The following is a 25,625-nucleotide window of genomic DNA, read 5'->3' as shown; positions in this document are numbered from 1 at the left end:
CATGCCGGGTGGTTGGATCAGGCGTTCGCGGGAGTCGCCGACATGGTGTAGCCAAGGTTTGCTAGGACTTCGCTGGTGGTCTTGGCGAAATTCAGGGTGATGAAATGCAGGCAGGGCGCGCCCTCGGCGATGAGGCGCTGGGCCATCTCCGTGGCGATCTCGATGCCGACCTCGCGGACCGCCGCGCGATCCTCCTCCGGCCCGTCGCCCGCGGCCTTCCGCAGCCGCTCCATCACCGCGTCCGGCAGCGGACGGCCCGACAGCTCCTCCGCGCGCTGCACGGTGCGCAGCGAGGTGACCGGCATGAGCTCGGGAATGATCGGCTTGGCGCCCTCGACCGGATCGCAGGCGATGGCCCGATCCCGCAGGCGCAGATAGTGCTCCACGTCGAAGAACATCTGGGTGATCGAATACTCCGCGCCCGCACGGAGTTTCGACACCAGGAAGTGGGTGTCCTGGTCGAGGTCGGTGGAGCGCGGGTGGCCCTGCGGGAACGAGGCCACACCCACGTGGAAGTCGCCCAGGTCGCGGACGATGCGCACGAGTTCGTCGGCGTACTCGACGCCCTCGGGGTGCTTGATCCACTCTCCCAGCACGTCGCCGGGCGGATCGCCGCGCAACACCAGCAGATTCCGGATGCCGGCGTCGGCGTAGGCGCCGACGATCGACCGCAGCTCGGCGACCGAGTGATCCACCGCGGTCAGGTGCGCGACCGTGAGCAGCGTGGTCTCGCGCGCCAGCTGGCCGGTGACCCGGATGGTGCGGTCGCGGGTGGAGCCGCCCGCGCCGTAGGTCATGGACACGAAGGCCGGATGCAGCCGCTCGAACTCGCGTGCGGCCCGCCACAGGCGCGCCTCACCGGCGGCGTCGCGCGGCGGATTGAACTCGACCGAGAACGGGATCGACCCGTCCGGGCGCGGGCCCAGCTGCTGAACTATGGAGCGAGTTCCGGACACTCGAGGCGTGCGGGAAACTCGGCCTGGGGTCGAATATCCCCGTACATTGTCGAAACTCACGCGGACATTTTACGAGCCCGTACCGGGTGCTGGACCGCGACCTGCGCTTATCCCAGCAGGTGAGACCGATTCGAACCCGACCGATTCCCGTCGGCGACCCGGTGGTCGGTAGAGTCGGACACAACCCCGCTGGCTGCGCACGCGCCGCGCCGCGGCTCTCACCAAGGAGGCCCCCCTGTCCGCCGGACCCGGTACCCCGACCCGCCACCCGGTCGGCGCGGGATCACTCGTCGCCGCCGTGGAGGACCGTCTCGCCGCCTTCTTCCGCACCCGGCAACCGATCGTCGCGCCGCTCGGACCGGTGTTCATGGACGCGGCGGCGGCCCTGGAGGACTTCGTCATTCGCGGCGGCAAGCGGACCCGGCCCTCCTTCGCGTGGACCGGCTGGCTGGGCGCGGGCCGCAGCACCGACGATCCGAACGCCGACGCCGTGCTCACCGCGTGCTCCGCGCTCGAACTGGTGCAGGCGTGCGCGCTCATCCACGACGACATCATCGACTCCTCGCGCACCCGGCGTGGCTTCCCGACCGTGCACGTGGATTACGAACAGCGGCACCGGGATCAGCACTGGGCGGGTGACAGCGACCACTACGGCGTGAGCGTCGCCATTCTCATCGGCGATCTGGCCCTGGCCTGGGCCGACGACATGACCCGCGACGCCGGCCTGCCCGCCGACGCCGCCGCGCGTTTCGCCCCGGTGTGGGCGGCCATGCGCACCGAGGTGCTGGGCGGGCAGCTGCTCGACATCCACGGCGAGTCCGCCGGCGACGAGACCGTGGAGGCCGCGCTGCGGATCAACCGGTACAAGACCGCGGCGTACACCATCGAGCGCCCGCTGCACATGGGCGCGGCGCTGGCCGGGGCCTCCCCCGAACTGGTCGCCGCCTACCGCGAGTTCGGCACCGATATCGGCATCGCCTTCCAGCTGCGCGACGACCTGCTCGGCGTCTTCGGCGATCCCGCCGTCACCGGCAAGCCCTCCGGTGACGACCTGCGCGAGGGCAAGCGCACCGTCCTCATCGCCGAGGCCCTGCAGCGCGCCGACGCCACCGCCCCGGCCGCCGCGGACCTCATCCGCTCCAGCCTCGGCACCGACGTCACCCCCGAGCAGGTCGCCGAATTGCGTACGGTCCTCACCGAACTCGGCGCGGTCGACGCCGTGGAGAAGCGGATCGGCTCGCTCACCGACCAGGCGCTCACCGCCCTGGACGCCAGCACCGCCACCCCGGACGCCAAGCGGCAGCTGCGCGCCATGGCCCTGGCCGCCACCGCGCGCTCCTACTGACCGGCCGGGCGCGAGGGTGCGGGGCATGAGAACTGTTGGGGGACCGGCCGATCGGGTCGTGGTGATCGGTGCCGGACTGTCCGGGCTGGCCGCCGCGCTGCACCTGGTGGCGGCCGGACGGCAGGTGACCATCCTGGAACGCGATGATCGCCCAGGCGGGCGGGTCGGCGCGTATCGCGGACCGGACTACGAGATCGACTCCGGGGCAACGATTCTCACCCTGCCCGAGCTCATCGACGAGACGCTCGCGATGGTCGGGCAGACGCGCGAGTCGGTCGGCCTGCGGATTCTAGACCTGGCCCCGGCGTATCGGGCGCGGTTCGCGGACGGCTCCCAGATCGGCGTCTACGCCGACGAGGAGCAGATGGCGGCCGAGGTCGCGCAGGTGCGCGGGCCGGGCACGGCACACCGCTACCGGCGGCTGCGCGGCTGGCTGAAAGACGTGTACGAGGCCGAGTTCCGGCAATTCATGGACACCAACTTCGATTCCCCGCTGGACATGGTGCGGATTCCGGAGAAGCGGGTGGCGCTGGCGAAACTGGTGCGGCTCGGCGCGTTCGGGCGGCTCGGGCCCAAGGTCCGGCGAATCGTGCGGGACCCGGAGGTCGCGCGGCTGTTCAGCTTCCAGGCCCTGTTCGCGGGGATGGCGCCGAACCGGGCGCTCGGGGTGTACGGCGCGATCCCGTACATGGACACCTGCCTGGGCGTCACCTACCCCGAGGGCGGGATGCGGGCCATCGCCGAGGCGCTCGGCCGCGCGTTCACCGCCGCGGGCGGGACGCTCGAACTGAACACCGAGGTGATCGGCATCGACTACGCGGGCCGATGGGCCACCGCCGTGCGCACCGCCGACGGACGTGCTTTCGACTGCGACGCCGTCGTGGTAACCGCCGACCTCGGATCGCTGCCGCGCTTCGGGCTGCGGCGCCGGATCGGACTGCGGGCCTCACCGTCGGCGGTGGTGGCGCACGGCACGATTCCCGCCGCCGTCGCCCAGAGTTGGCCCGTGCAGGCACATCACACCATCGACTTCGGCCAGGAGTGGGACCGGACCTTCCGCGAGATCGCCGCCCGGCGCGGCCGCGGGCGGCTGATGAGCGATCCCTCGCTGCTGCTCACCCGGCCCGCGCTCACCGATCCGGCCCTCTACATCGAGCGCGCCGAACAGCACATCGACCGGGACGGGCACCTGCGCGACACCGTCCGCTACGAGCCGCTCTCGCTGCTGGCTCCGTGCCCGAATCTCGAGGCCGCGCCACTGGCCTGGGAACAGCTCGGCCCGCACTACCTGCGCGAACTGCTCGCCACCCTGGAAGAGCGCGGCTATCAAGGCATTTCGCGATACTTCCGGATCGACCACCTCGACACCCCGCGCACCTGGCGGGACAAGGGCATGATCGCCGGCACCCCGTTCTCGGCCGCGCACCTGTTCCGGCAGACCGGACCGTTCCGCACCCGGAACCTGGTGCGGGGCCGCGCGAATGTGGTTCTCGCAGGCTCGGGCACCGTGCCCGGTGTCGGCGTGCCGACCGTGCTGTTGTCCGGGAAACTGGCAGCGGCGCGCCTGACGGGTGATCCACGACATGCCGGGCTCGGATCCGCCGACTCCGGGGCTGTGGCCCCCGCGCCCACACACTAGACTGACCGCGTCCTGAACCAACGCGGCTGCCGCCGCCTACCTTTCCGGGGGGAACGACCGCCTATGCCGACCCCCTCCATGGACGCCGCCACCCCGGAGGCCGCGGGCGCCACGCGCCTCGCACCGGCCGAACCGGCCATCCCGAGCGTCCCCGCCACCGACGGCACCGCCACGCAGCGCTGGCTGCGCCACGCCTCCGACTTCACCCGCAGCCCCGAAGGACACGCGGCGACGCTCGGATTCTTCGGCGCCCTGCTGATCACCTTCGGCGGGTTCGGCGCGGGCAGTGTGCGGCGCAGCGACCCACTGCTGGAGGTCATGCACCTGTCGTGGCTGCGGTTCGGGCACGGGCTGGTGCTGTCGTCGGTGTTCGTGTGGCTCGGCGTCATCGCCATGATCACCGCGTGGGTCCGGCTGGGGCGCATCGTGATCGGCAAGCAGCCGGGCGCCACCGTGTCGCTCAACGAGCTGCGCGCGATCGTCGGCATCTGGATCTTCCCGCTGCTGTTCTCGGTCCCCCTGTTCAGCCGCGACGCCTACTCGTATCTGGCCCAGGGCGCGATGCTCCGCGACCACATCAACCCGTACGTGTTCGGTCCGTCGGAGTTGAAGGCGAATGCCGCTGCGGTACTGGACAATGTGAGCCCCGTCTGGCTCAACACGACCGCGCCGTACGGTCCGGTCTTCCTGCTGATCGGGCGGGCCATCACCACCATCACCGGTGACAATGTGGTGGCGGGCACCATCGCGCTGCGGCTGGTGATGCTGCCGGGCCTGGTGCTGATGGTGTGGGCGATCCCGCATCTGACCAAGCACCTGGGCGGCAAGCCGACCATCGCGCTGTGGCTGGCGGTGCTGAATCCGCTGGTGCTGATCCACCTGATCGGCGGCGTGCACAACGAGATGCTGATGGTGGGCCTGATGGCCGCGGGCATCGCGCTGGTGCTCGAGCATCATCACGTGGCGGGGATCGTGGTGGTCGCGATCGGGGTGGCGGTGAAGGCGACCGCCGGTGTGGCACTGCCGTTCCTGGTGTGGATCTGGATGATTCACGAACGCGAGCGACGCGCGGCGCAGGACGAGGGCGATCTGCCGCATCCGATCCGGACCTTCGCCAAGATCACCGCGCTGGGCGTGGCCATCTTCGCGGCCGTGTTCGTGCTGGCCACCTGGGCCACCGGCCTGCGGGACCACCAGATCGGCTGGCTCACCGCGCTGTCCGGGTCCAAGAAGATCATCAACTGGCTGTCGCTGCCGACCATCATGGCGCACGTGGTCAGCTGGGTGACCCCGTTGCCGTTGGAGTCGGTGCTGCCGTGGACCCGCACCCTGTGCGCGGTGGTGATGGTGGCCGGCCTGGTGTGGGCCTGGTGGCAGTTCCGGAACAGTGAACGGGAGGCCGTGCTCGGCATTCTCGTCGCGTTCGTGGCCATCGTGATCCTCTCGCCCGCGGCACTGCCCTGGTACTACTCGTGGCCGCTGGCGCTGGCCGCCGGATTCGCGCTGTCGACCCGGACCCTGCAGGTGCTGGTGGGGTTGTGCACCTGGCTCATGCTGGTGTTCCAGCCGGACGGTTCGCCCGTGACCAATTCCGTGCACGGCACGCTGGCCATCCTCGCGGCCGTGGTGGCGGCGCTGTCGCTGTGCACGGTGGATCCGCTGAAACTGCGGGCCGCCCGCCCGCAGACCGATCAGCTCGGCGTCGCGCCCGCGCCCGGCCCGGCGTGAACCAGCCCGCCGCGCCCGACCAGGCCGTGCTGCCGGATCGGTCCGGACGACTCGACCGCGCCTACCGCGACTGCCGCCGGATCGCGGCCGCCCACGGCCGCACCTACTTCCTGGCCACCCGGCTGCTGGAACCGGAGCGAAGACCGGCCGTACACGCGCTGTACGCCTTCGCCCGGATGGTCGACGACATCGTCGACGCGAGCGACGCGCCCAGTCGCGCAGCGGAATCCGCGGCGCGGCTGGATCGGATCGAACACGAGCTGCGGGCCCGCCTGGTGGACGCGCCCGTCGACGCGGGCGACGGGCCCGAGGACCCGGCGCTGCTCGCGGTGTCCGACACCATCCTCCGGTATTCGATTGCCGCCGAACACTTCTGGGTGTTCCTGGACTCCATGCGGATGGACATCCCCGGCGGGCCGCAGTATCGCGACCGCTACCCCACCATGGCCGACCTGCGCGACTACATGCGCGGCTCGGCGGCCGCCATCGGACTGCAACTGCTGCCGGTGCTGGGCACGGTCGTCCCGGTGGCCGATGCCGAACCGGCGGCGGCGGCGCTGGGAGAAGCCTTCCAGCTCACCAACTTCCTGCGCGATATCGGCGAGGACCTCGATCGCGGGCGGGTGTATCTGCCCGCCGACGAACTGGCGGCCTTCGGCGTGGACGCCGAACTGCTGCGCCACTGCCGGGAATCCGGCCGCACGGACCCGCGGGTACGACGCGCGCTGGCCCACCTGATCGCCATCAACCGCGGCGTCTACCGCCGCGCCACCCCCGGTATCGAACTGCTCAGCCCCCGCGTGCGCCCGGCCATCCGCACCGCGGCCACGCTCTACGGCAGCATCCTCGACGAGATCGAACGCGCCGACTACGCCGTCTTCACCCGCCGAGCGGTGGTACCGCAGCATCGCCGGTTGCGCGTCGCGGCACGGGAACTTGCCACTACCCGGCGCATCAACCAGAACTGACCGCGGGCCGATCGACCTACATGAGGGGGCTCCCCACGACCGGCAAAAGGCGCGGAGAGGCGGACGAGCCGCGGGGAGGCGGGCGAGCTCAGAAGGGGTCGGCCGCGGCGCGGCGCAGGACCTCACGGGCCAGCGGGCCGTGGATGGCGTCGATGGGACGGCCGGGGAGGCTGTCGTCCTCGGTGTAGATCCACTCGAGGATTTCCTCGTCGGTGTACTTGCCGTCGCGCATCACCGTGATCAGACCGGTCAGATGCTTGGCGACGGCGCCCGTGGAGTCGAAGAACTCCTTCGGGATGCCGGCCACGCCGTCCCGGCGGACGGCGAGGATCTGGTGGTCGCGCAGCATCTGGTGAACCCGGGTGACCACCATGCCCAACTGGTCGGCCACGTCGGGCAGCGGGATCAGGGTCACCGAATCCGGCAGGACGTCTTCGCTGCATGGAAAGGCACTCACGCCGACCACGGTAGTCTCTCGCGTCGCGACCGTCGCATCACACCCCGACGCGACTACCATCGGGTGAGCCGCACCGGGCGGACTCGGGAAAATCGGAAGGGTTGCAGTTTGATCGGCCAGATGCTGGAAGGGCGCTACCGCATCGACGCGCCGATCGCGCGTGGTGGCATGTCCATGGTGTTCCGGGGGGTCGATACCAGATTGGATCGACCGGTCGCCATCAAGGTGATGGACCCGAAGTTCGCCAGCGACCCCCAATTCCTCACCCGCTTCGAGCTCGAGGCGCGGGCCGTGGCCAAACTCAAACACCCGTCGCTGGTCGCGGTCTACGACCAGGGCGTGGACGGCGACCATCCGTTCCTCATCATGGAACTGGTCGAGGGCGGCACACTGCGCGAACTGCTGCGCGAACGCGGGCCCATGCCCCCGCACGCGGTGCGGGCCGTCGCCGAGCCCGTGCTCTACGCCATCGGCGTGGCCCACGCGGCCGGGCTGGTGCACCGCGACATCAAGCCCGAGAACGTGCTCATCTCCGACTCCGGCGAGGTGAAGATCGCCGACTTCGGACTGGTGCGCGCGGTCGCCGAAGCCAAGATCACCTCCGACAGCGTGATCCTCGGCACCGCCGCGTACCTCTCGCCCGAGCAGGTCACCAGCGGCACCGCCGACGCCCGCAGCGACGTCTACTCCGCGGGCATCCTGATCTTCGAAATGCTCACCGGCCGAACACCCTTCACCGGCGACAACTCGCTGTCCATCGCGCTGCAGCGGGTCGAGAAGGACGTGCCCAGCCCGGGCCGCCTGATCAACGGCGTCCCACCGGAAATCGACGAGCTGGTCGCGCACGCCACCGCGCGCGAACCCATGCACCGCTACACCGACGCCACCGAGATGGCGAACGACCTGCGCCGCATCGCCCGCGAACTGCAGCTGCCCGACTACCGGGTGCCCGCGCCCACCGAATCGGCCGAGCATCTCAGCGCCAAGTACCGGATCGGGCCCACCCCCGCACCGCGCGGACCGGTCTCGCCGCCGTCCCGGCCCCTGCCGGGCGCGGCCGATCTCACCACGCGGCTGCCCGCGGACCCGCCGACCGTGCACATGCAGCCGCAGGCGCAGCAGACCCGGGTGATGACCGCGGCGCGGGAACTCCCGCCGGAGTACCAGCCGCAGCCCGAGTACGCGCCGCCGCCCGGAGCGCCGGGCGGCCACGGCTACGGCTCGGACCTGATCGAGGATCGCGGCAAGTCGCGGCGCAAGGTCGTCATCTGGTTGAGCATCGTGGTCGCGCTGGCGGTGCTGCTGGGCCTCGGCGGCTGGTGGCTCGGCGTGGGCAGATATTCGGCGGTGCCGTCGATCGCCGGCATGGACACCCAGAAGGCCGTTTCCACACTGCAGGGCGCGGGCTTCAAGACCGAGACCCGGCAGAAGGCCTCGGACATGATTCCGGTGGGCAATGTGGTCGGTACCGATCCGCCCGCCGGAACCCGGGTCACCAAGGGATCATTGGTCGCGGTGCTGGTCTCCAGCGGCAAGCCGAAGGTCCCCGACATCCAGCCCGGACAGGACGTCACCTCGGTCGACAAGGCCATCAGAGACGCCGGACTGACGCCGGTGGACGCCGGTGAGATGGGCAGTACCGCACCGAAGGGCACCGTCGCCAAGGTGGATCCGGGACCCGGCACCGTACTCCCGGCCAATGCCCAGGTGAAGGTCTACCGCAGCAAGGGTTCCCAGCCGGTCAAGGTGCCGGATGTGCGGGGCAAGACCGAGGACGAGGCCAGGACGGCCCTGCAGAAGGCCGGGCTCACCGTCAGCTCCACCCGCGACCAGTACGACGCCAAGATCAAGTCCGGGCAGGTGATCGGCACCGATCCCGCCACGGGCACCAGCACCGAATCCGGCAGTGGCGTGGTCCTCATCGTCAACAGCGCGATCGACATGCCGAACCTGCTGGGCGCCAACGTCTCCACCGCGCGCAGCAAACTGCAGGCCCTCGGCCTCTCGGTCACGGTCCGGCAGCTGGCCAACAACGACAGCTCGATCGTCATCTCGCAGAGCACCGCACCCGGCGACGCCGTCCAGCCCGGCTCCACCATCACCCTGGTGGCGATACCGTAGCCGCCTCCCCGGGACTTCAGCGGACAGCCGAGAGCCGTTGACCGCAATGCATCCGTGCCGGCGGTCGGGTTCCGAACCAATTATGGGCGTACCTGACGAGTTACCCCGCCGGTACGAAATCAGTTGTCGCCTTGGGCGACGAGATACGAAAAGCCGAGAGCCCAGGCCGCTTACGTGGCCCAGGCTCTTGGCTGTTACGGAGCGCTATCAGGCAATTAGCGCAGCATCTCCGCAACGAGGAAGGCCAGCTCCAGCGACTGCTGGGTGTTCAGGCGCGGGTCGCAGGCGGTCTCGTAGCGCTCCTCGAGGTTGAGGTCCGAGATGTCCTGCGCGCCGCCGAGGCACTCGGTGACGTTCTCACCGGTGAGCTCGATGTGCAGGCCGCCCGGGTGGGTGCCCAGCGCGTGGTGCACCTCGAAGAAGCCCTGCACCTCGTCGACGATGCGGTCGAAGTGCCGGGTCTTGTAGCCGGTGGAGGACTCGTGGGTGTTGCCGTGCATGGGGTCGCACTGCCAGATCACCTGGTGGCCGGTGGCCTGCACCTTCTCGATGATCGGGGGCAGCACGTCACGGACCTTCTGATTGCCCATGCGCGCGACCAGGGTCAGGCGGCCGGGCTCGTTGTTGGGGTCCAGGCGCTCGACGTACTCCACGGCCTGATCGGGCGTGGTGGTCGGGCCGATCTTGAGGCCGATCGGGTTGGCCACCAGTTCAGCGAAGGCGACGTGCGCGCCGTCGAGCTGACGGGTGCGCTCACCGATCCACAGGAAGTGCGCCGACAGGTCGTAGAGCACCGGCTCGCCCGAGACCGGGTGCTCGCTCAGGCGCAGCATGGCCCGCTCGTAGTCGAGCACCAGCGCCTCGTGGCTGGCGTAGAGCCGGGCGCTGGACAGGTTGGGATCGTTGACGCGACAGGCCTTCATGAAGGCCAGCGCGCGATCGATCTCGGTGGCCATCTGCTCGTAGCGGGCGCCGGCCGGGGACTGGCTCACGAACTCGCGGTTCCAGTCGTGCACCTTGTGCAGGTCGGCCATGCCGGCGGAGGTGAGCGCCCGCACCAGGTTCATGGCCGCCGAGGCATTGGCGTAGGCGCGGACCAGTCGAGACGGATCGTGTTCGCGCAGCGCCGCATCCGCGACCAGCGAGTTCACCATGTCACCGCGGTAGGACCGCAGGCCCAGCGAATCGATGTCGGCGGAACGGGGTTTGGCGTACTGACCCGCGATGCGGGCCACCTTCACCACCGGCAGGCTGGCGCCGTAGGTGAGCACCACGGCCATCTGCAGCAGGGTGCGGATATTGCCGCGAATGTGCGGCTCGGTGTTGTCGGCGAAGGTCTCCGCGCAGTCACCGCCCTGCATGAGGAACGCCTCGCCGCGGGCCACCTCGGCCAGGCGCAGGCGCAGCTCCTCGACCTCGGCGGGCACGCAGATCGGCGGCACGCTCTCCAGCACGGTGCGCATCTTGGCGGCCTGCTCTGGATCCCAGGACGGCTGCTGCAGCGCCGGGCGGGCCAGCGCGTCGTCGAGACGCCGACGGAGCTCAGCGGGCAGCGGAGGAAGTTCCGGCAAGCGATCGATCGGTACGTCGACGGTCCAGTTCACGAGTTCAGAATACGGATTGCTCTCCGTGAACCGGACCACCCCCAGGGCTCGAGTTCCTCACACCGGGTCGCCGCCTACGCTGGGACCCGATGATCTGCCCATCCGACCCGGACCTGAGCTGAGGAGAGACCCATCTCACTGCGGTACTTTTACGATTCGGAATTCATCGAGGACGGGACCGTCATCGACCTCGTGTCCATCGCGGTGGTGTGCGAGGACGGACGCGAGTTCTACGCGGTCTCCACCGAATTCGATCCCGAGAAGGCCGGGCCGTTCGTCCGCCGCAATGTCCTGCCCAAGCTACCGCCGCCGTCCTCGCCGCTGTGGCGTTCGCGCGAGCGCATCCGCGACGACCTCTACAAGTTCCTGGTCCCCCGCCCCGGCGTGGAACCCGAACTGTGGGCCTGGGTCGGCGCCTACGACCACGTGGCGCTGTGCCAGCTGTGGGGCTCCATGGTCGATCTCCCCAACGCACTGCCCCGCTACACCAATGAGCTGCGCCAGCATTGGGAGCAGCACGGCCGGCCGCCACTGCCGCCGGTACCGAAGGACGCGCACGACGCGCTCGCCGACGCCCGCCACAACCTCGCCAAATTCGAGGCCATAGAGGCGGCCCGGCGCCTGCGCGCGGTCTGAGATCAGCATGCGAAAGGCCCCGGGAGACTTGGTCTCCCGGGGCCTTTCCGGTGATCCGGCAGGCTAGCCCGCCATGGTCTCCGGAATGCGGTCCGCGTCGGGGCGGCTGCCCGACGGCACGCCCTTCTTCAGGCTCGCGGCGTACACATCGACGTACTCCTGATCGCCCATCCGCATGAGCTCGTACATGATCTCGTCGGTGACGGCGCGCTCGACGAAGCGGTTACCGCCCATGCCCTCGTAGCGCGAGAAGTCGATCGGCTCACCGAATTTCACGGTGACCTTGCGCGGCCGCCAGCGGAAAGGACCGGGCGGGCACACCTCGTCGGTACCGATCAGGGCGACCGGGATCACCGGCACTCCGGTCTCCAGGGCGAGGCGTGCCACACCGGTCTTGCCTTTGTAGAGGCGGCCGTCCGGGGAGCGGGTGCCTTCGGGGTACAGGCCCACCAGGCGACCCTCGTCCAGCAGCTTGCGCGCGGTATTGAGGGCGCTCTCGGCGGCGTCCGCACCGGAGCGGTCGATCGGGTACTGACCGGCACCGGAGAAGAACCATTTCTGCAACCGGCCCTTGAGACCGGGCGTGGTGAAGTATTCGGCCTTGGCCAGATAGGTGATCCGGCGCGGGCTCATCAGCGGAGTGAAGAGCCAGTCGGTGAACGACAAGTGATTGCCGGCCAGAATCGCTGCGCCCTTGGCGGGAATGTTCTCGACGCCCTCCACCTGGGGCCGGTTGACGAGATGCATCCATGGACCCGGGAACACATACTTCAGCAGCCAGTAGAACATTGCGTCCTTTCCCCTGTTTTCGATACCCGGGACCGGCCTCGTTGCGGGCACCACCACTCGCTTGCCTACCCTACTCCACCGCCTCCCCGAACCTTCAGCGGACAGCCCGGAGCCGTTGCCCGTCGTGCACCCGTGCCGGCGGTCAAGTGCCGAACCGATTTTGGGGGTACCCGACGAGTTACCCCAACCGGCACTAAATCAGTTGTCACTTCGAGTAACGAGACACCAAATCAGTTGCTACTTCTGGCAACGGGACGACAAAGCGGAATCGGTCGGGCGGTGATCAGCGGTGGGCCGGTACCGCGTCCTGTGGGGCTAGTACCGCAGCGCGTGCCAGTTCGGCCGCGCCGATCATGCCTGCGGCCTCACCCAGCTGAGCGGTGCGGATGCGGGCCAGATGGCGGTGCCGGGCGCCGGTGATGGAGGCCGCGTAGTGCTCACGGGCATCGTCGAGGAACAGTGGGGCCGAACTGCTCACGCCGCCCGCCACCACGATCAGGTCCGGGTCGAAGATGTCGCTCACGAAGGCCAGGCCGAGGCCGAGCCAGCGCGCGAAATCGGCCATCACGTCGAGGGCGACCGGGTCGCCGTCCTGCGCCGCGCCCGCCACCCGGCGACCGGTCAGCGAGCCGGGATCGCGCCCGGACTCCCGGGCCAGCACCGTGGAGCGCTGTGGATCGGTGGCCAGCAGTTCGATCGCGGTGTCCACCAGAGCCGTTCCGCTGCAATACCTTTCCCAGCAGCCGCGCTTGCCGCAGGCGCAGGCGCGGCCGTTGGGCACCACCTGCAGATGCCCGAGTTCCGGTGCGACACCGAAGCTTCCGCGATACAGCTGGCCGTTGCTGAGCAGCGCCGCGCCGATACCGGTGCCGATGGCCACCAGCACCACATTGCGGCCGCCCGCCGCCGCGCCGAAGCGATACTCCGCCCACAGCGCGGCATTCGCGTCGTGCTCGAGGATCACCGGCAGGCCGAGGCGGTCGGTGAGCCGCTGCGCGACCGGGGCGTCCTCCCACGGCAGGTGCGGGGCGAAACGCACGGTGGCGCGGTCCTCGTCGACGAAACCCGCCACCGCGAGACCGACCGCGCCGATGGCGTGGCGGGAGCACAGGTCACGCACCGCCCGGGCCAGACCGTCCTCGAGGGCGCGGGCGGAATGCGGGGTCGGCGCGGTCACGGTGTCGAGCACCTCGCCCGCACCGTCCACCACCGACGCCCGAATATTCGTGCCGCCCACATCGATACCCACGGTCAACGGCACGTCCTCACCGCCCGTCATGCCTTGATCGTCACGTTGATGGGCACGTACTTGGCGCGCTTGGACCTCCTGCCGCCACCGGGCTGCGTACTGCCGCGGCCGGCGGCCGGGCCCGAATCGCGGGCGGGCTGTCCGGTGGAGCCGGCCGGACCGGGCTCGGCGTCCGGGTGCGCGACCGGCGGGCCGAAGGGACGGTCGGGGGCGGGCTGATCACCGGTCACTCGTCCGCTGGCGGACTCTGTACGGAAATCGTTGTGCGGCACCGCGTCCGAGTCACCCGGGTCACTGCCTCCGGGGCGGCGTGCCGCGCCCGGGCCGGGACCGAAGGGGTCGTCCGACGCCTCGGCGGCCGGGTAGGCGTGGGATCGACTCCGGGCCGCCGCACGGCCCTGCGCACCGGCGAGGAAACGTGCGAACACCGCAGCCAGGCCCGCAGCACCGTGCGGGTCGCCGGATTGCCCGCCGGCGCGGGGGAATTCGCTCTCATCGTCCGGGCCGACATCCCCGCGTGCGTCGGCGAACGGCAGATCACCTGCACCGGAGCCGGTTTCGGCGACGTGCGAAAAGTGATGCCAGGCTTGATATTCCGGCGATTCCGGATCCAGGTCCGGCGGGATCACCGGATCCACCGGCACACCGGCGAGCGCCTCGCGCAGCACGGTCACGATGGCGGTGCCGTGTTCGGCGATGGCCGCCACCACATCGTGGTGCTCGCCGCGCACGATGGCCGCGGCCGCGCACACGGGACACCAGCTGCAGCTGGACCATTCGGTGCGGCCGTCGGCAGCGGTGCGGCGCAGCACCGGTTCGACGCGCTCGAGGACGGCCTCGGCCAGCAGCCGTAGCTCCTCGGCGAATTCGCCGAGATTCTCGTCGGGGTAGCCGGGACGCGGGTGGTGCGTGGTGGTCATTTCGGCCAGACCTCAGGATCGGGCCGGAAACGGATCACCAGGTGGTCGCCGTCGAGCTCGGCGGCCTCGACCGTGCACCGCCGCAATACCGGGGCCAGCCGCAACCGCCGCCGGACCCCGTCCGCTCCCACGATCAAATCGTCCTCCACTCGTCCCAGCCGCAGGGTCGACGAATCGACCACCGGCAGATGCATGCGCATCGCGAACACCGAGTGCACGCCTGCCCCGGACTCGAGCCGCACCACCGGCTCGGCGGCAGTACTTGTCTCGGGGCCGGGCAGCACACTGTCCGCATCTGTGCCAAGCATAGGGACCGGACGCCCTCCCACCCAGTTACCACTCGCGTCCACCGCGTAGGACAGCGCGGCCAGCGAGCCGATCCCCACCGGTTCGGCTCCCGCATGCGCCACGACCTGCACCGGAACCCCGTGTAATCGCTTGCGCAGCTCCCCCGCCACATCGAGTTGCTCGCCGCGCCGGTTGAAGTACCACTGCACCGCCGGATGCGGCGGCTCGACCGGATCCGGCGCGGGCATCTCCGGCAGCACCTTGTTCACCAGCACCGCGTCCAAGCGGATACCCAGCAGCGCCGCCGCCGACCGCACCCGCGCCGATTCGGCCACCGCGACCAGTTCCGCGGCGGTCACCAGGCGGGCGCCGGTGCGAGCCTGATCCGCCAGCAGGTCACGGGCTTCCGTCACCGCCTGCACGATCTGCTCGACGGTCACCGCGAGCACCGCCTTGCGGAAGTCCGCGCCGATCGCCTCCATCGTCCTGGCGTGCGCGGGCCACACCCGCTCCAGGTAACCGAGCACGGTGTCCGGCATGGTGACGATGCGCAGCATGTCCGCCGACGGCGGGCAGTCCACCACGATCACATCCCACCGCGCGTCGTTGGCGAACCGCGTGATCTCGAGCAGGGCCAGCAGTTCCTGCACCCCCGGCAGCCCGGTCAGCTCCGCGGGATCCAGTGCCCCCAGGTCGAATCCGTGCTCGTGCCCGGCCCCGGACGCCATCACCAGCACCTGCCGGAACCGATCCTCCAGCAGCGCAAGCGAATCCACCTCGATGACATCCAGCGCCGGCTCGGCGTCGGGGTCGCGGACGTCCGCGAAAGCCGGTGCCGGGCTGTGGAACATGGGGAGGGGCAGAGTGGCGACCGCGGGGGTCGCGCCGTGACGCAGGCGGTAGCCCAGGGCATCGCCGAGGGAGTGGGCCTGGTCCAGGGAAGCCAGCAGGACGCGGCGGCCGTTGCGGGCGTAGGCGAGTGCGGTGGCGCAGGCCAGGGTTGTTTTTCCGACACCGCCCTTGCCGATGAACAGCTCGACGCGGGTGGCGGGGTGCGGCGAGCGTTCGGTACCGCCGGCGGTCAGCCTTCGACCCGTTTCTTGAGTTCCTTGAGGGCGGTGTCGGTGATGACCTTCTCCGCTTTGCGTTTGAACATGCCGATCATCGGGATGTTCAGATCCACGGTCAGTTCGTAGACCACCTGGGTGGTGCCGTCGGGCAGCGCGATCAACTCGTAGGTGCCGTCCTGCGCCTTCTGCAGCTCACCCGAGACCAGGCTCCAGCTCACCGCGCGGCCGTCGGGCCGCCAGGTGTAGGAGAGGGTGTAGGTGTCCTTCACGACGCCGGCGTCCAGCACGAAGCGGGCGGTGCGGGCGCGGCCGTCCGGCAATTTGTCCAGCACCTCGACCGAGCGGGCCGCGGAGACCCATTCCGGATACGACTCCAGGTCGGCGATGACCGCCATCACTCGATCCGAGGGGGCGTCGATCACGATCGACCTCTGAGTTCGATCGGCCATGGGCGGCAACGCTTCCTTTCTAGTGAGCGGCCGCGGGAGCGACCCCGGCCTTGCGCCCCGCCTCGAGGCGGGCCTTGATCTCGAAGGACATGGCCTTGCCCGCGACGCGGCGAGTCCGGTTCAGGGCCAGCAGCTCACGCCCGGACATACCGCCGATGCCGCCGCGGGGTTCGGCGTGCATGAAGTAGTGCATGATGACGCCGTCCAGCATGGGCTCCAGCCAGACCTCCATGGTGCCGTCCGCACCACCGCTGACGGTCCAGCGAATTCCCTTGTCGCCCCGGTCTTCCCGGACCTCCAACTGCAGGTCGGGCCACCAGCGGCGCCAGCGGGCACGATCGGCCAGCACCTCGGCCACGGCCGTGCCCGGCGCGGCGACGAACGTCTGGTCGGCAACCTGGATACTGCTCACGGTGCCTATCTTGCCCTACGCTTCGCTCCGGGCGGGTTCGCGGCCCCGAAGTCTCGATTCTTCCCTCCTCCGCTTCGCTCCCCCGCTCCAAGGCGGAGGTCTATCAAGCCGCAGTCCAGAATCGAGACGGCCGCGAACCTTTCAGTGTTGTCTCAGTGCGGTTTCTGTCGGATTCAGTAGATGCTGTAGTCGCGCGCCCATCAGGTCCCAGCGCCACTGCTGCTGCACCCAGGCGCGCCCGGCCGCGCCCATGTGGGCGGCGGCGTCCCGGTCGGAGAGGATGTCGACGATGGCGTCGGTGAGCTCTTCGGCGGAGCGGCCGTTCACCACCCGTCCGGTCTCACCCTCGCGCACGGTTTCCGGCGCGCCACCGGAATTGCCCGCCACCACCGGCACTCCCGTGGCGGAGGCCTCCAGGAACACGATGCCCAGGCCCTCGACGTCCAGGCCGAAACCACGGGTGCGGCAGGGCATGGCGAACACGTCGGCGATGGTGTGGTGGGCGGCGAGCTCGCCCGACGGGACGCGTCCGGTGAAGACCACGTCATTGCCGAGGCCCATGACCTCGGCGAACTGCCGTAGCTTCTGCTCGTACGGCCCGCCGCCGGCGATGACCAGCACCGCCCCGTCGACTCGCCTGCGAATCTCGAGCATGGCCGTGATCAGCATGTCCTGGCCCTTGCGCGGCACCAGCCGCGACAGGCACAGAATGGTCGGCCGGTCCCCCAGCCCGTAGCGGGCCCGCAGTTCGGCGCGGGCGGCCGGATCCGGCTTGAACACCTCCGAATCCACGGCGGGGGGCAGGTATTCGAGCGCGGCCTGCGCCCCGAACGCGGACGAGAACCGCCGCCGCGTGTATTTGCTGACATAGGTGACGACATCGGTGTGATCGCCGATGATCCGCAGCGCCTGCCACGCCGCCGGCAGCATCGACCAGCCCACCTCGTGCCCGTGCGTGGACGCGACGATCCGTTCCGCGCCCGCCTGGCGCAGCACCGGCGACAGCAGCGCCAGCGGCGCCGCCGCCCCGAACCACACCCGATCGCACTTCTCGTCGCGCATGAGCTTCTTGGCCCGCCGCGCGACCAGCGGCGTCGGCAGCATCAGCGTCGTCGGATGCCGCACCACCTGAAAGGGCTGCTGCGCATCGAACTTCCAGTGACTGTCGCCCCGCCACCGCGGCGCGTACACCACCAGCTCGTCGGCGGGCAGCTGCCGGGCGAGCGCATGCAGATACGACTGAATCCCACCCGGTCGTGGCGGGAAATCATTGGTAACCAGCAGAGTTCGCCCCATGCCCTCAAACCTACTGCACCCGGGGCCCGCACTCTCCCCACCCCGAAACCTCGCACCCCCGGGCCTACGAGTGCTACGCGCCTTCGGCGGTGCGGGTGATGAGCCAGGCGCGCCAATCGGTGACGAGGTCCTGGTAGCCGGTGCCGAGGATGGCGCGCAGGGCGGTGTCGACGGCGGCGCGGTCCTTGGGGCCCGACGCCAGTTGGCGGTAGAGGGCGACGAGTTTCGGGTCGCCGTAGCGGTCGGCGATGAAAGCGCAGACGGACCAGCCCTGTTCGTAGGCCAGGGAGGCTTGGCCGCTGGTGGGCTCGAACATCGCGTCGGGCGGGAGGTCGGCGGGGAGGTCACCGGCGCGGACGCGGGTGGTGACGGTGGGGGCGATCTCGGTGATGGGCCGGCGCAGGTTGCGATGGGCCGAATACTCGGCGAAGCCCTCGAGCGTCCACATCGGGGAGCCGTCGACGGTGACCGCGCGCGAGGCCATGTGGGTGAGTTCGTGCCGCAGCACCGAGCGCAGGCCGTCGGGTCCCAGGCGGCGTCCGGCGTCGGGTCCGAAAACCACGCGCTGGCCGGTCAGTTGGGCGCCGGGGCGGAAGGGGTCGGCGACGGTCGAGGCCGCGACCTCGGCGGGCACGTCACCGGTGGCGTGGGTGAGGGCGGCGAATTCGGAGACGCTGGACGCCACCACCACGACGGGGGCCTGATTCCAGTCCGAACCCCACAGCGCGGTGACCGCGGCGGTGCTTGCCGCGAGTTCGCCTGCCAGCACATCGATATCGGCGCGCTGCCCGGAATGACCGAGCACGACACCGATCCGCCCCGACCCGGTCGCCGTGGTCTCGGCGACCACCTTGCCGTAGCCCTCCATGGTCCGTTTCACCAGCGGCACCTGCGGATCGGAGGCAGTCACCTGACCCGAGTCCTGCCCGGGCGCCACCGCACGCAGCTTGGGCAGCACCGAGTTCGGCAGCATCAGTAGCGCCCCACAGGCCGCGGTCAGCGCGCTGACCATGACCAGGGTGGCGACGAACTGGAACCGCCGCCGCGCCGCCAGCCAACCGCGCATCTGCCGCAGAGCGCTCATCGCCACCTCGTCGTGATCATGCTCTGTACATCGGGCATGGGTGGGGACCCTACGTGGTTACGCAAGCTGCCTCCTCCGGGTCCTGACCACTCATGCCGGGTCCGCGAGAGCTCAGAACCGGCGCGCCGAATGGAACGGTGTGGAGCTCATCGGCGCGACCTGAACCGGTACGCCGAAAGTGGAAGCGTGCAGCATCAATCCGTTGCCGGCGTAGATGCCCACATGCGAGATGTCAGAGTAGAAGAAGACGACGTCGCCGGGCTGGAGGTCCTTCTCGTCGACCGGCGTGCCGTAGCTGGACTGCTGCTGGCTGGTGCGCGGCACGCTCTTGCCAACCTGGTGGAAGGCCCACTGCACCAGGCCGGAGCAGTCGAACTGGTCGGGACCGGTGGCGCCCCAGACATACGGATCGCCGACGCGGGTGAGTCCCGCGGCCAGCGCGCTGGTGCCGGAACCGGGCACCAGGCCCCGGAGCAGGCTGTCGCGATCGAAGCCGGGCGGGAACATGGAGCCCGCGAGCGCGGACTTGTCACCGGCGGAGAGCTGACCCCAGGCGGCGATCACCTGAGCCATGGATCCTTGCAGCGCAGCACGTTTGGATTCCAGGTCCTTGCGGACCGCGTCGGCGGCGCCACTGGCGGCGCGCGCGGTGTCGGCGGCGGAGCGGGCGGCGGCCTCGGCGACCGAGGCCGCGTCGGTGGCCTGCTCGTACTGGCCCAGTTGATCATTCGTGCGTGCGCCCACGAAGTCCACGATGGACATCTGGTCGAGCAGCTGCTGTGGCGAATTGCTGACCAGTAGCGAAGTGAGCCGGTTGGTGCGGCTGCCGAGCAGCGCGGAGGTCGCGGCCCGATCGATCACCGGTTGGAAGCGACGGATTTCCGCCTTGGCCGCGTCCAGGGTGGCGGCCGCGTCGGCGGCCCGCTGGTCGGCGACGTCGGCGGCGGCGGCCTTGGTGTCCAGATCGGACTGCGCGTCGAGCGCCTGCTGATTGAGCTGTTCGGATTGCCGCGACAGGTCGATGAGCCGCTGCACTGCTTCCCCAGCAGATGCCGGTGCGGAGGCCGGATCGGCTGTCGCGGGTCCGAGGCCCAGGGTGCCGTAGGTGCCGACCATGAGTGCGCCTACCGTGAGGGCTTCACCCACCAGTCGCCTGGTTCGCTGACTGTGTGTCCGATGATGTCGCTGCTGCGCTGCCACCGTTGGTGTCGTCCCGTTCTCTTACCCCGAGCCGGTTCAGAAGGTCTCGATAAGATTACGAAACGGCGACCGCTTGTGTCCAGCAGGCCACGGAATCATCACGGTCACCGTCTCTTCCACAGGTCGGCCGCCTGCGGTCGGCTACGGGGAAGACTCCCCGGTCGAGCAGCGGATCAGATGCGGCGCGCGCCCGCGAACGGCATCGAGGAGATCGGGGCGACCTTCACCGGCTGACCGGAGGTCGACGCGTGCACCACATTGCCGTCGCCGACGTAGATGCCGGAGTGGCTGCCGCCGTAGAACGACACCACGTCGCCGGGCTGCAGATCGTCGTACGACACCGGGCTGCCGGTATTGAGCTGCTCATAGCTGGTGCGCGGCAGGCTGACTCCGGCCTGCGCGTAGGACCACTGCACCAGACCGGAGCAGTCGAAGGCGTCCGGGCCGGCGGCGCCGTAGACGTAGGGGTCGCCGACGCGGCTCAGAGCGGCGTTGACCGCGGTCTGGCGCGGGCCGCTCTGCGGTCCGGGGGCGGCCGGGCCCCACGGGGTGATGATGCCGGGGATGGCGGGGATGTTCACCGGGAGGCCCGGGATGCCGGCGGGGAGCTGGATCTGGTCGGGCACGTCGATGGTGCCGACCGGAGTGTTCACGGGTTGGGCCGACGCGGGGGTCGCGGGCAGCAGCAGCGCGCTCACCGCGGCGGCGCCGACGGCACCGGCCGCAGCGGCACGACGCGCAGTGCGCTGCATGCCCCGGACCTGTCGCTTGACGGTGGTGGTCGCCATGATGAGGTACTTCCAATCTCCCCCGCGACGCCGCACCGGGTGGTGCGTCGGACTCCGCGAGGTCTCAGGAAGATTACGAGTCCATAACGGTGCTTTGTAAAGCCGAGACGGTCGGCCCGTCACTCGAAATTGTTACGCGCCTCTATTTCGGTGCGATAAACGTCACAGCAATCACGAAACGATAACAGCGGCCATTTTCCCGAGAGCGCACCAATAGCTACCGACGAGTAGCCAGCGCTCGCCCGAGGCCCTCCCGACCTCGACAAATTACGCATAACACAAGGTCAGAGCCATGGCCCCCGACCTGGGCGATTTCGACACGCCCACGCGACACGCCCGACCGCAGGACAGCGGGGCGGCACACCCCGGAGGCCGGTGCGAACCGACCACCCCCACACCGGTGATTGATTCACTTTCCGAATAATTGTGACCCTGGCCACAATCTCGCATATTTCCGCAATTCGGGGATTTCATCTCGAGAATCTCCACCACATATTCAGAGCTTTCCCCAGGTCGCGCGGAGCAACTCCCAGAGCCCTGCCCGAGTTCCCGGCCCGACCTGCGGAAAGTGCCGGATCACGCGTTCCCGGAGACCGTCACGACCCTCCGGAGCTGCGGTGAATGCCTTGGCGGGGAAAGGTTGTCGGACCCTGCGCCTAGGCTTCCCGTCCGTGTCCGGACAGCTGGCCTTCGACGAGCTCGAAACCCCGCTCTATGACACGACGTTCGTGGTGGTGGACCTGGAGACGACCGGTACCAGCCCCGAGGGCGACTCGATCACCGAGATCGGCGCGGTGAAGGTGCGCGGCGGTGAGGTGCTCGGCGAGTTCGCGACCCTGGTGAATCCCGGCTGCGCGATTCCGCCGCAGATCGTGCAGATCACCGGGATCACGACCGCCATGGTGGTGGACGCGCCGCGCATCGAGCAGGTGCTGCCCGGGTTTCTGGAGTTCGCGCGCGGTGCGGTGCTGGTCGCCCACAATGCCCGCTTCGATACCGGATTCCTGAAGGCCGCCGCGGCCCGGTGCGAATTGCCCTGGCCCGCTTTCCAAACGCTGTGCACGGTCCAGCTGGCGCGGCGGGTGCTCGGCAAGGACGAAGCGCCCTCGGCCAAGCTCTGGTACCTGGCCCAGCTGCTGGGAGCCGAGACCCGGCCCACGCACCGCGCCCTCGACGACGCCCGCGCCACGGTGGACGTGCTGCACGCGCTCATCGCCCGGGTGGGCAATCAGGGGGTGCAGAGTCTCACCGAGCTGCTCGACTATCTGCCCGAGGTGACACGCCGCCAACGCGCGAAACGTGTGATGGCGGCGGATCTTCCGGCCACGCCGGGGGTGTATCTGTTCCGCGGTCCGTCGGACGAAGTCCTCTATATAGGGACGGCGGTGAATCTGCGCCGTCGTGTCCGCACCTACTTCACCGGTTCCGACACCCGCCCGCGTATGCGCGAGATGGTGCAGCTGGCCACCCGGGTCGACCATGTCGAGTGCTCGCACGGCCTGGAGGCAGGTGTGCGGGAGCTGCGGCTGCTGCTCGCCCACACCCCGCCCTACAACCGGCGATCGAAGTTCCCGCAACGCGCCTGGTGGCTGACGCTGACCGACGAGCCGTTCCCGCGGTTCGCGGTCTCGCGCACCCCGGCCCGGGACGCGCTGGGCCCGTTCACCTCTCGCGCCGACGCTCTGGAGATCGCCGCGACCGTCGCCGAGCAGGCGGGCCTGCGCACCTGCACCACCCGCATCCCGCGCACCGGCCGCCATGATTGCCCGCCGGCGGTGGTCGGCGGTTGCCCCGCGAGCGCCCACAGCAGCCCCCTATATATAGAGGAGTACGAGCGAGCTCCGGCCATGGTCCGCGCCCTGTTCGCGGGCGCCGACGACGCCCTGCTGCACGCGATTGCCGAGCGGCTCGAAAGCCTTTCCACCGCAGAACATTTCGAGGCCGCAGCCCGGCTGCGGGATCGCACCGTGACGGTGATCCGCGCCCTGCGTCGCACCCAGCGCCTGGCCGCCCTGGCGGCCATCCCGGAACTGATAGCTGCCCGCCCCGACGGTGCGGGTGGCTGGGAGTTCGCGATCATCCGCCACGCCCGCCTCGCAGCCGCGGGTACCGCCGTGCGCGGTATCTCCCCCATGGCGGTGGTGGACCGCCTGGCGGCCGCCGCCGAAACCGTCATCCCGCACCGACTCTCCGGCCCGGACGACGAGCCCGCCTATCCCCCACTGCGCGGGGCACTTCCGGAGGAGGCGGGCCTGCTGGTCCGCTGGCTCGAACAGTCCGGCACCCGCATCGTCCGCACCACCGAGGGCTACGGCGAACCCCGCCACGGTGCGGGCGCCTGGCTCGACTGGGTCGCCCGCGCCGAAGCCGCCGCCCAGATCACCACCCCGGATCAGTCCCCGCCGGGCTGATGACCGGCGCGATGAAAACGCGCGGCTTCGAGGCCATTCCGGGGTAGATGCGGATGTGAGTACCGGAACGTGCGGGCGGCGGGAGCGGCGCGCTGCCAGAATGGCGGGATGTATGTGCCAGATGCGGAGCGCTGGAATCACAACATCGAGTACCACCCACTGCTGGCGGCGGCGGTCGCGGGGGCACGGGATGTGCTGGATGTCGGATGTGGGGAAGGCATGCTGGCCAGGCGGATTCGGCGGGGCGGGGCCGCAGTGACCGGGATCGATCCCGATGCGCGGAGTATCGGGCTGGCCCGGGACCAGTCCGGGGTGGACGACATCACCTATCTCCAGGCGGATTTCCTCGAGTACCCCTTCGAGCCGGAGTCGTTCGACGGGATCGTGTCCATCTCGGCCCTGCACCACATGGACACCGTCAAGGCGCTCGCCCGGATGCGGGAGCTGCTGCGGCCCGGCGGGACCCTGGCCGTGGTGGGCATGGCGCGCAACGACTTTCCGGCGGATCTACCGTGGGAGGCCGCCGCCCTGCTCACCAGTTTCAAGGATCGGCTGTTCCGGGCGCAGTGGGCGCACCCCTCGCCGGTGGTGTGGCCGCCACCGCAAACCTATGCCGAGACGCGGCGGACGGCCGCCGAGATCTTGCCGGGCGTGCGCTACCGACGGCACGTACTGTGGCGGTTCTCACTGGTGTGGACCAGGCCGAATCCGGCTGCGCCGCAGGGTTAGCCGCCGAAGTGGGAGGTCGGCGCCGACCGCGAGTGCGGCACGTCGGCAGGAACGCAACCGCGCACTGTCGGAGCGATCGCTAGCGCGGAATGTCGTGAGTGCGGCCGGGTTGGGCGCCCGGGCGCCCTCGGTAACCGGGGCCGAAGACGGGCTGGGCAGGTGCACCGACCATGCGGGCGACGGTCTCGGCGGTGAGTCCGAGGTCGAGGAGTTCGGCGGCGAGCTGCTGCCGGATCTGATCGACCAGGCCGCGAAAGCTGATGTGCTGGTCGGCGAGTCGGCGGTGCAGGCCGCGTTCGGACAGTGAGAGTTCCCGGGCGACCTCGGCGAGCGACGGCGCGGTCGCAGGCGTCCGCAGCAGCGCTCGGCGCACCTGCGCTGCCGGACCGGTGTATCGATGCCGGCGGTCCAGTGCCAGCTCGCACTGCTGGATGCACAGCGCACCGGTGTGCGCGTCCGGCGGCCGGGCGGGCTGATCGAGCACCTCGGGCGGCACGGTGAACCCGCCTCGGCCGGGCTCGAATTCGAGGCCGAGCAGCAAATCGGTGTCCGACACCAGCGCCGAGACCAGCGTGCACGCGGCCGTCAGATCGCGGGCCAGCAGGAACGCCCGCACTTCGCCGCGCACCTCCCCGTCCCCGGCTGTGACCGCCAGCCCCGCCCGGGTCTCGGTGAACGACGGCCCGAACCGGACGGAGGTCACCGCGAAGTACCCGGGCAGCAGCCGGATCGCCTCCCGCACGGTCGGACTCGTCATCATGGCGTAGCCCACGATCCCCGCGCCGGGGAGCGCGTACCGCCGCCCGGTCGCGGCCCCCAGCTCGGCCGGGTCTCCCCCGTGCGCGATCAGATTCCGGATGACCCGCAGTTCCTGGCCCGACCGCACCTGTGCGCCGGGTTCTTCCAGGTCACTGCCGCGCAACCCCGTCCCGGCCAGGCAGGCCGAGGCCGGAATCCCCTGTGCCCGACCGGTCTCCACCGCATAGCGGGTCGCCACCGCGGGCCGGGCGACCGCCCGTCGATCCGGCTGGACAGCCATAGTCCGGAAGCTAACAGGTCCCGGTCACCTTGTCATCCGATCGGCCGAGTCCCAGGAACGGGGAAGGCCCCGAGTCGAATTCGACTCGGGGCCTTCCCGTGTGACGGCGACGATCAGTGCTCGTGCTTGCCGGCGGCGGCGTTCTGCGCCTCCTCCAGCACCTCGAGCATCTTGTGCTCTTCCTCGTGGGCGACGGCGACCAGGTCCGCCTGCTCCGACGCGGGGTCGGCGCGCAGGAAGGAGCCGGTGCCGGGCTTGCCCGCGGATCCCAGCTTGGCCATCTTCTTGGGCACCGGGGCGCCCTGGTACTCCAGCGGGATCGGGTGGCCGTGCGAGTCGACCGGGCCCAGCGGCTGGTGCACCTCGATGTACTCACCGTGCGGAAGCCGCTTGATGACACCGGTTTCGATGCCGTGCTCGAGCACCGCACGGTCACTGCGCTGCAGG

At 69.9% G+C, this 25,625-nt stretch carries 22 protein-coding genes and 1 pseudogene; 8 read left to right on the top strand and 15 right to left on the bottom strand.

Going from position 1 to position 25,625, the window contains the following annotated elements:
• Window positions 1-17: 17 nt before the first annotated feature.
• Window positions 18-1,016 carry a methylenetetrahydrofolate reductase gene (locus tag ACFXIV_RS39595; protein WP_379421417.1) on the bottom strand — a complete coding sequence of 333 codons (999 nt, stop codon included), beginning with the start codon at window positions 1,014-1,016 and terminating at the stop codon, window positions 18-20.
• A 175-nt stretch (window positions 1,017-1,191) separates the two neighbouring features.
• On the opposite strand from ACFXIV_RS39595, the gene ACFXIV_RS39590 reads away from it, so the two are divergent.
• The 4 genes from ACFXIV_RS39590 (at window position 1,192) to ACFXIV_RS39575 (ending at window position 6,636) form a co-directional block, all read left to right on the top strand.
• Entirely contained in the window at window positions 1,192-2,301 is a 1,110-nt protein-coding gene (locus tag ACFXIV_RS39590) for a polyprenyl synthetase family protein (protein WP_379401727.1), read from the top strand.
• Between the two features lie 25 nt (window positions 2,302-2,326).
• On the top strand, window positions 2,327-3,940 hold the full coding sequence (crtI, locus tag ACFXIV_RS39585; RefSeq protein ID WP_379401637.1) for a phytoene desaturase family protein: 1,614 nt from the start codon (window positions 2,327-2,329) through the stop codon (window positions 3,938-3,940).
• A 63-nt stretch (window positions 3,941-4,003) separates the two neighbouring features.
• Window positions 4,004-5,668, top strand: a complete 1,665-nt coding sequence (locus ACFXIV_RS39580) for an alpha-(1->6)-mannopyranosyltransferase A (RefSeq protein WP_379401636.1) — start codon at window positions 4,004-4,006, stop codon at window positions 5,666-5,668.
• A 26-nt stretch (window positions 5,669-5,694) separates the two neighbouring features.
• Window positions 5,695-6,636 carry a phytoene/squalene synthase family protein gene (locus tag ACFXIV_RS39575; RefSeq protein ID WP_379401726.1) on the top strand — a complete coding sequence of 314 codons (942 nt, stop codon included), beginning with the start codon at window positions 5,695-5,697 and terminating at the stop codon, window positions 6,634-6,636.
• A gap of 88 nt (window positions 6,637-6,724) precedes the next feature.
• Here ACFXIV_RS39575 and ACFXIV_RS39570 read toward each other — a convergent pair whose 3' ends face one another.
• The gene (locus ACFXIV_RS39570) at window positions 6,725-7,093 is read right to left on the bottom strand and encodes an Rv2175c family DNA-binding protein (RefSeq protein WP_354843075.1); all 369 of its coding nucleotides are present in this window, start codon (window positions 7,091-7,093) and stop codon (window positions 6,725-6,727) included.
• A gap of 120 nt (window positions 7,094-7,213) precedes the next feature.
• Here ACFXIV_RS39570 and ACFXIV_RS39565 point away from each other — a divergent pair, with 120 nt between their 5' ends.
• Entirely contained in the window at window positions 7,214-9,214 is a 2,001-nt protein-coding gene (locus ACFXIV_RS39565; RefSeq protein ID WP_379421416.1) for a PASTA domain-containing protein, read from the top strand.
• A 215-nt stretch (window positions 9,215-9,429) separates the two neighbouring features.
• On the opposite strand, the gene ACFXIV_RS39560 is transcribed toward ACFXIV_RS39565, so the two are convergent.
• On the bottom strand, window positions 9,430-10,818 hold the full coding sequence (locus ACFXIV_RS39560; RefSeq protein ID WP_354843080.1) for a class II 3-deoxy-7-phosphoheptulonate synthase: 1,389 nt from the start codon (window positions 10,816-10,818) through the stop codon (window positions 9,430-9,432).
• A gap of 138 nt (window positions 10,819-10,956) precedes the next feature.
• Here ACFXIV_RS39560 and ACFXIV_RS39555 point away from each other — a divergent pair, with 138 nt between their 5' ends.
• Window positions 10,957-11,454, top strand: coding sequence for a polyadenylate-specific 3'-exoribonuclease AS (locus ACFXIV_RS39555; RefSeq protein ID WP_354843238.1), 498 nt, complete (start codon window positions 10,957-10,959; stop codon window positions 11,452-11,454).
• 63 nt (window positions 11,455-11,517) lie between these two features.
• Here ACFXIV_RS39555 and ACFXIV_RS39550 read toward each other — a convergent pair whose 3' ends face one another.
• The 10 genes from ACFXIV_RS39550 to ACFXIV_RS39505 all read right to left on the bottom strand — a co-directional run bounded on the left by ACFXIV_RS39550 (window position 11,518) and on the right by ACFXIV_RS39505 (window position 20,999).
• The gene (locus ACFXIV_RS39550) at window positions 11,518-12,243 is read right to left on the bottom strand and encodes a lysophospholipid acyltransferase family protein (RefSeq protein WP_357005413.1); all 726 of its coding nucleotides are present in this window, start codon (window positions 12,241-12,243) and stop codon (window positions 11,518-11,520) included.
• A 283-nt stretch (window positions 12,244-12,526) separates the two neighbouring features.
• On the bottom strand, window positions 12,527-13,522 hold the full coding sequence (locus ACFXIV_RS39545; protein ID WP_379388841.1) for an ROK family glucokinase: 996 nt from the start codon (window positions 13,520-13,522) through the stop codon (window positions 12,527-12,529).
• A complete protein-coding gene (locus tag ACFXIV_RS39540) occupies window positions 13,519-14,412 on the bottom strand; it encodes a hypothetical protein (RefSeq protein WP_379401634.1) in 894 nt (297 codons plus the stop codon). The genes ACFXIV_RS39545 and ACFXIV_RS39540 overlap by 4 nt, the downstream gene beginning before the upstream one ends.
• Window positions 14,409-15,734: an ArsA family ATPase gene (locus ACFXIV_RS39535; protein WP_379401725.1), complete on the bottom strand. Its 1,326-nt coding sequence runs from the start codon at window positions 15,732-15,734 to the stop codon at window positions 14,409-14,411. The genes ACFXIV_RS39540 and ACFXIV_RS39535 overlap by 4 nt, the downstream gene beginning before the upstream one ends.
• Window positions 15,735-15,781: 47 nt before the next feature.
• Complete coding sequence (locus tag ACFXIV_RS39530) at window positions 15,782-16,219, bottom strand: SRPBCC family protein (RefSeq protein ID WP_379401633.1); 438 nt, start codon at window positions 16,217-16,219, stop codon at window positions 15,782-15,784.
• Between the two features lie 19 nt (window positions 16,220-16,238).
• Window positions 16,239-16,631: a polyketide cyclase / dehydrase and lipid transport gene (locus ACFXIV_RS39525; protein WP_364616259.1), complete on the bottom strand. Its 393-nt coding sequence runs from the start codon at window positions 16,629-16,631 to the stop codon at window positions 16,239-16,241.
• A gap of 141 nt (window positions 16,632-16,772) precedes the next feature.
• Window positions 16,773-17,927, bottom strand: coding sequence for a glycosyltransferase family 4 protein (locus tag ACFXIV_RS39520; RefSeq protein WP_379401632.1), 1,155 nt, complete (start codon window positions 17,925-17,927; stop codon window positions 16,773-16,775).
• Between the two features lie 73 nt (window positions 17,928-18,000).
• Entirely contained in the window at window positions 18,001-19,011 is a 1,011-nt protein-coding gene (locus ACFXIV_RS39515) for a peptidase MA family metallohydrolase (RefSeq protein WP_379401631.1), read from the bottom strand.
• A 111-nt stretch (window positions 19,012-19,122) separates the two neighbouring features.
• Window positions 19,123-20,157, bottom strand: coding sequence for an NlpC/P60 family protein (locus tag ACFXIV_RS39510; protein ID WP_379401630.1), 1,035 nt, complete (start codon window positions 20,155-20,157; stop codon window positions 19,123-19,125).
• 227 nt (window positions 20,158-20,384) lie between these two features.
• Window positions 20,385-20,999, bottom strand: a complete 615-nt coding sequence (locus tag ACFXIV_RS39505; RefSeq protein ID WP_379401629.1) for a C40 family peptidase — start codon at window positions 20,997-20,999, stop codon at window positions 20,385-20,387.
• Between the two features lie 671 nt (window positions 21,000-21,670).
• Between ACFXIV_RS39505 and ACFXIV_RS39500 the strand changes: the two genes are divergently transcribed.
• Together ACFXIV_RS39500 and ACFXIV_RS39495 are read left to right on the top strand one after the other, a co-directional pair.
• Window positions 21,671-23,410, top strand: coding sequence for a DEDD exonuclease domain-containing protein (locus tag ACFXIV_RS39500; protein WP_379401628.1), 1,740 nt, complete (start codon window positions 21,671-21,673; stop codon window positions 23,408-23,410).
• A gap of 108 nt (window positions 23,411-23,518) precedes the next feature.
• Window positions 23,519-24,139 (top strand): class I SAM-dependent methyltransferase, encoded by a 621-nt coding sequence (locus ACFXIV_RS39495; protein WP_379401627.1) that lies wholly within the window; start codon window positions 23,519-23,521, stop codon window positions 24,137-24,139.
• Between the two features lie 79 nt (window positions 24,140-24,218).
• On the opposite strand, the gene ACFXIV_RS39490 is transcribed toward ACFXIV_RS39495, so the two are convergent.
• Together ACFXIV_RS39490 and ACFXIV_RS39485 are read right to left on the bottom strand one after the other, a co-directional pair.
• Window positions 24,219-25,178, bottom strand: coding sequence for an AraC family transcriptional regulator ligand-binding domain-containing protein (locus ACFXIV_RS39490; RefSeq protein WP_379401626.1), 960 nt, complete (start codon window positions 25,176-25,178; stop codon window positions 24,219-24,221).
• 113 nt (window positions 25,179-25,291) lie between these two features.
• Window positions 25,292-25,625: pseudogene (locus tag ACFXIV_RS39485) on the bottom strand (cytochrome b); the annotation flags it as partial.

Origin of the sequence: Nocardia sp. NPDC059236 (assembly GCF_042754085.1) — a bacterium.
GTDB lineage: Bacteria > Actinomycetota > Actinomycetes > Mycobacteriales > Mycobacteriaceae > Nocardia.
This window is presented reverse-complemented; position numbering and strand designations above follow the sequence as displayed.

Bases quoted from the DNA above. Each gene is read 5' to 3' on its own strand.
- crtI (WP_379401637.1), top strand. From the start codon at position 2,327: ATGAGAACTGTTGGGGGACCGGCCGATCGGGTCGTGGTGATCGGTGCC.
- ACFXIV_RS39580 (WP_379401636.1), top strand. From the start codon at position 4,004: ATGCCGACCCCCTCCATGGACGCCGCCACCCCGGAGGCCGCGGGCGCC.
- ACFXIV_RS39565 (WP_379421416.1), top strand. From the start codon at position 7,214: ATGCTGGAAGGGCGCTACCGCATCGACGCGCCGATCGCGCGTGGTGGC.
- ACFXIV_RS39550 (WP_357005413.1), bottom strand. From the start codon at position 12,243: ATGTTCTACTGGCTGCTGAAGTATGTGTTCCCGGGTCCATGGATGCAT.
- ACFXIV_RS39545 (WP_379388841.1), bottom strand. From the start codon at position 13,522: ATGACGGGCGGTGAGGACGTGCCGTTGACCGTGGGTATCGATGTGGGC.
- ACFXIV_RS39540 (WP_379401634.1), bottom strand. From the start codon at position 14,412: ATGACCACCACGCACCACCCGCGTCCCGGCTACCCCGACGAGAATCTC.
- ACFXIV_RS39530 (WP_379401633.1), bottom strand. From the start codon at position 16,219: ATGGCCGATCGAACTCAGAGGTCGATCGTGATCGACGCCCCCTCGGAT.
- ACFXIV_RS39520 (WP_379401632.1), bottom strand. From the start codon at position 17,927: ATGGGGCGAACTCTGCTGGTTACCAATGATTTCCCGCCACGACCGGGT.
- ACFXIV_RS39515 (WP_379401631.1), bottom strand. From the start codon at position 19,011: ATGAGCGCTCTGCGGCAGATGCGCGGTTGGCTGGCGGCGCGGCGGCGG.
- ACFXIV_RS39505 (WP_379401629.1), bottom strand. From the start codon at position 20,999: ATGGCGACCACCACCGTCAAGCGACAGGTCCGGGGCATGCAGCGCACT.
- ACFXIV_RS39495 (WP_379401627.1), top strand. From the start codon at position 23,519: ATGTATGTGCCAGATGCGGAGCGCTGGAATCACAACATCGAGTACCAC.
- ACFXIV_RS39490 (WP_379401626.1), bottom strand. From the start codon at position 25,178: ATGGCTGTCCAGCCGGATCGACGGGCGGTCGCCCGGCCCGCGGTGGCG.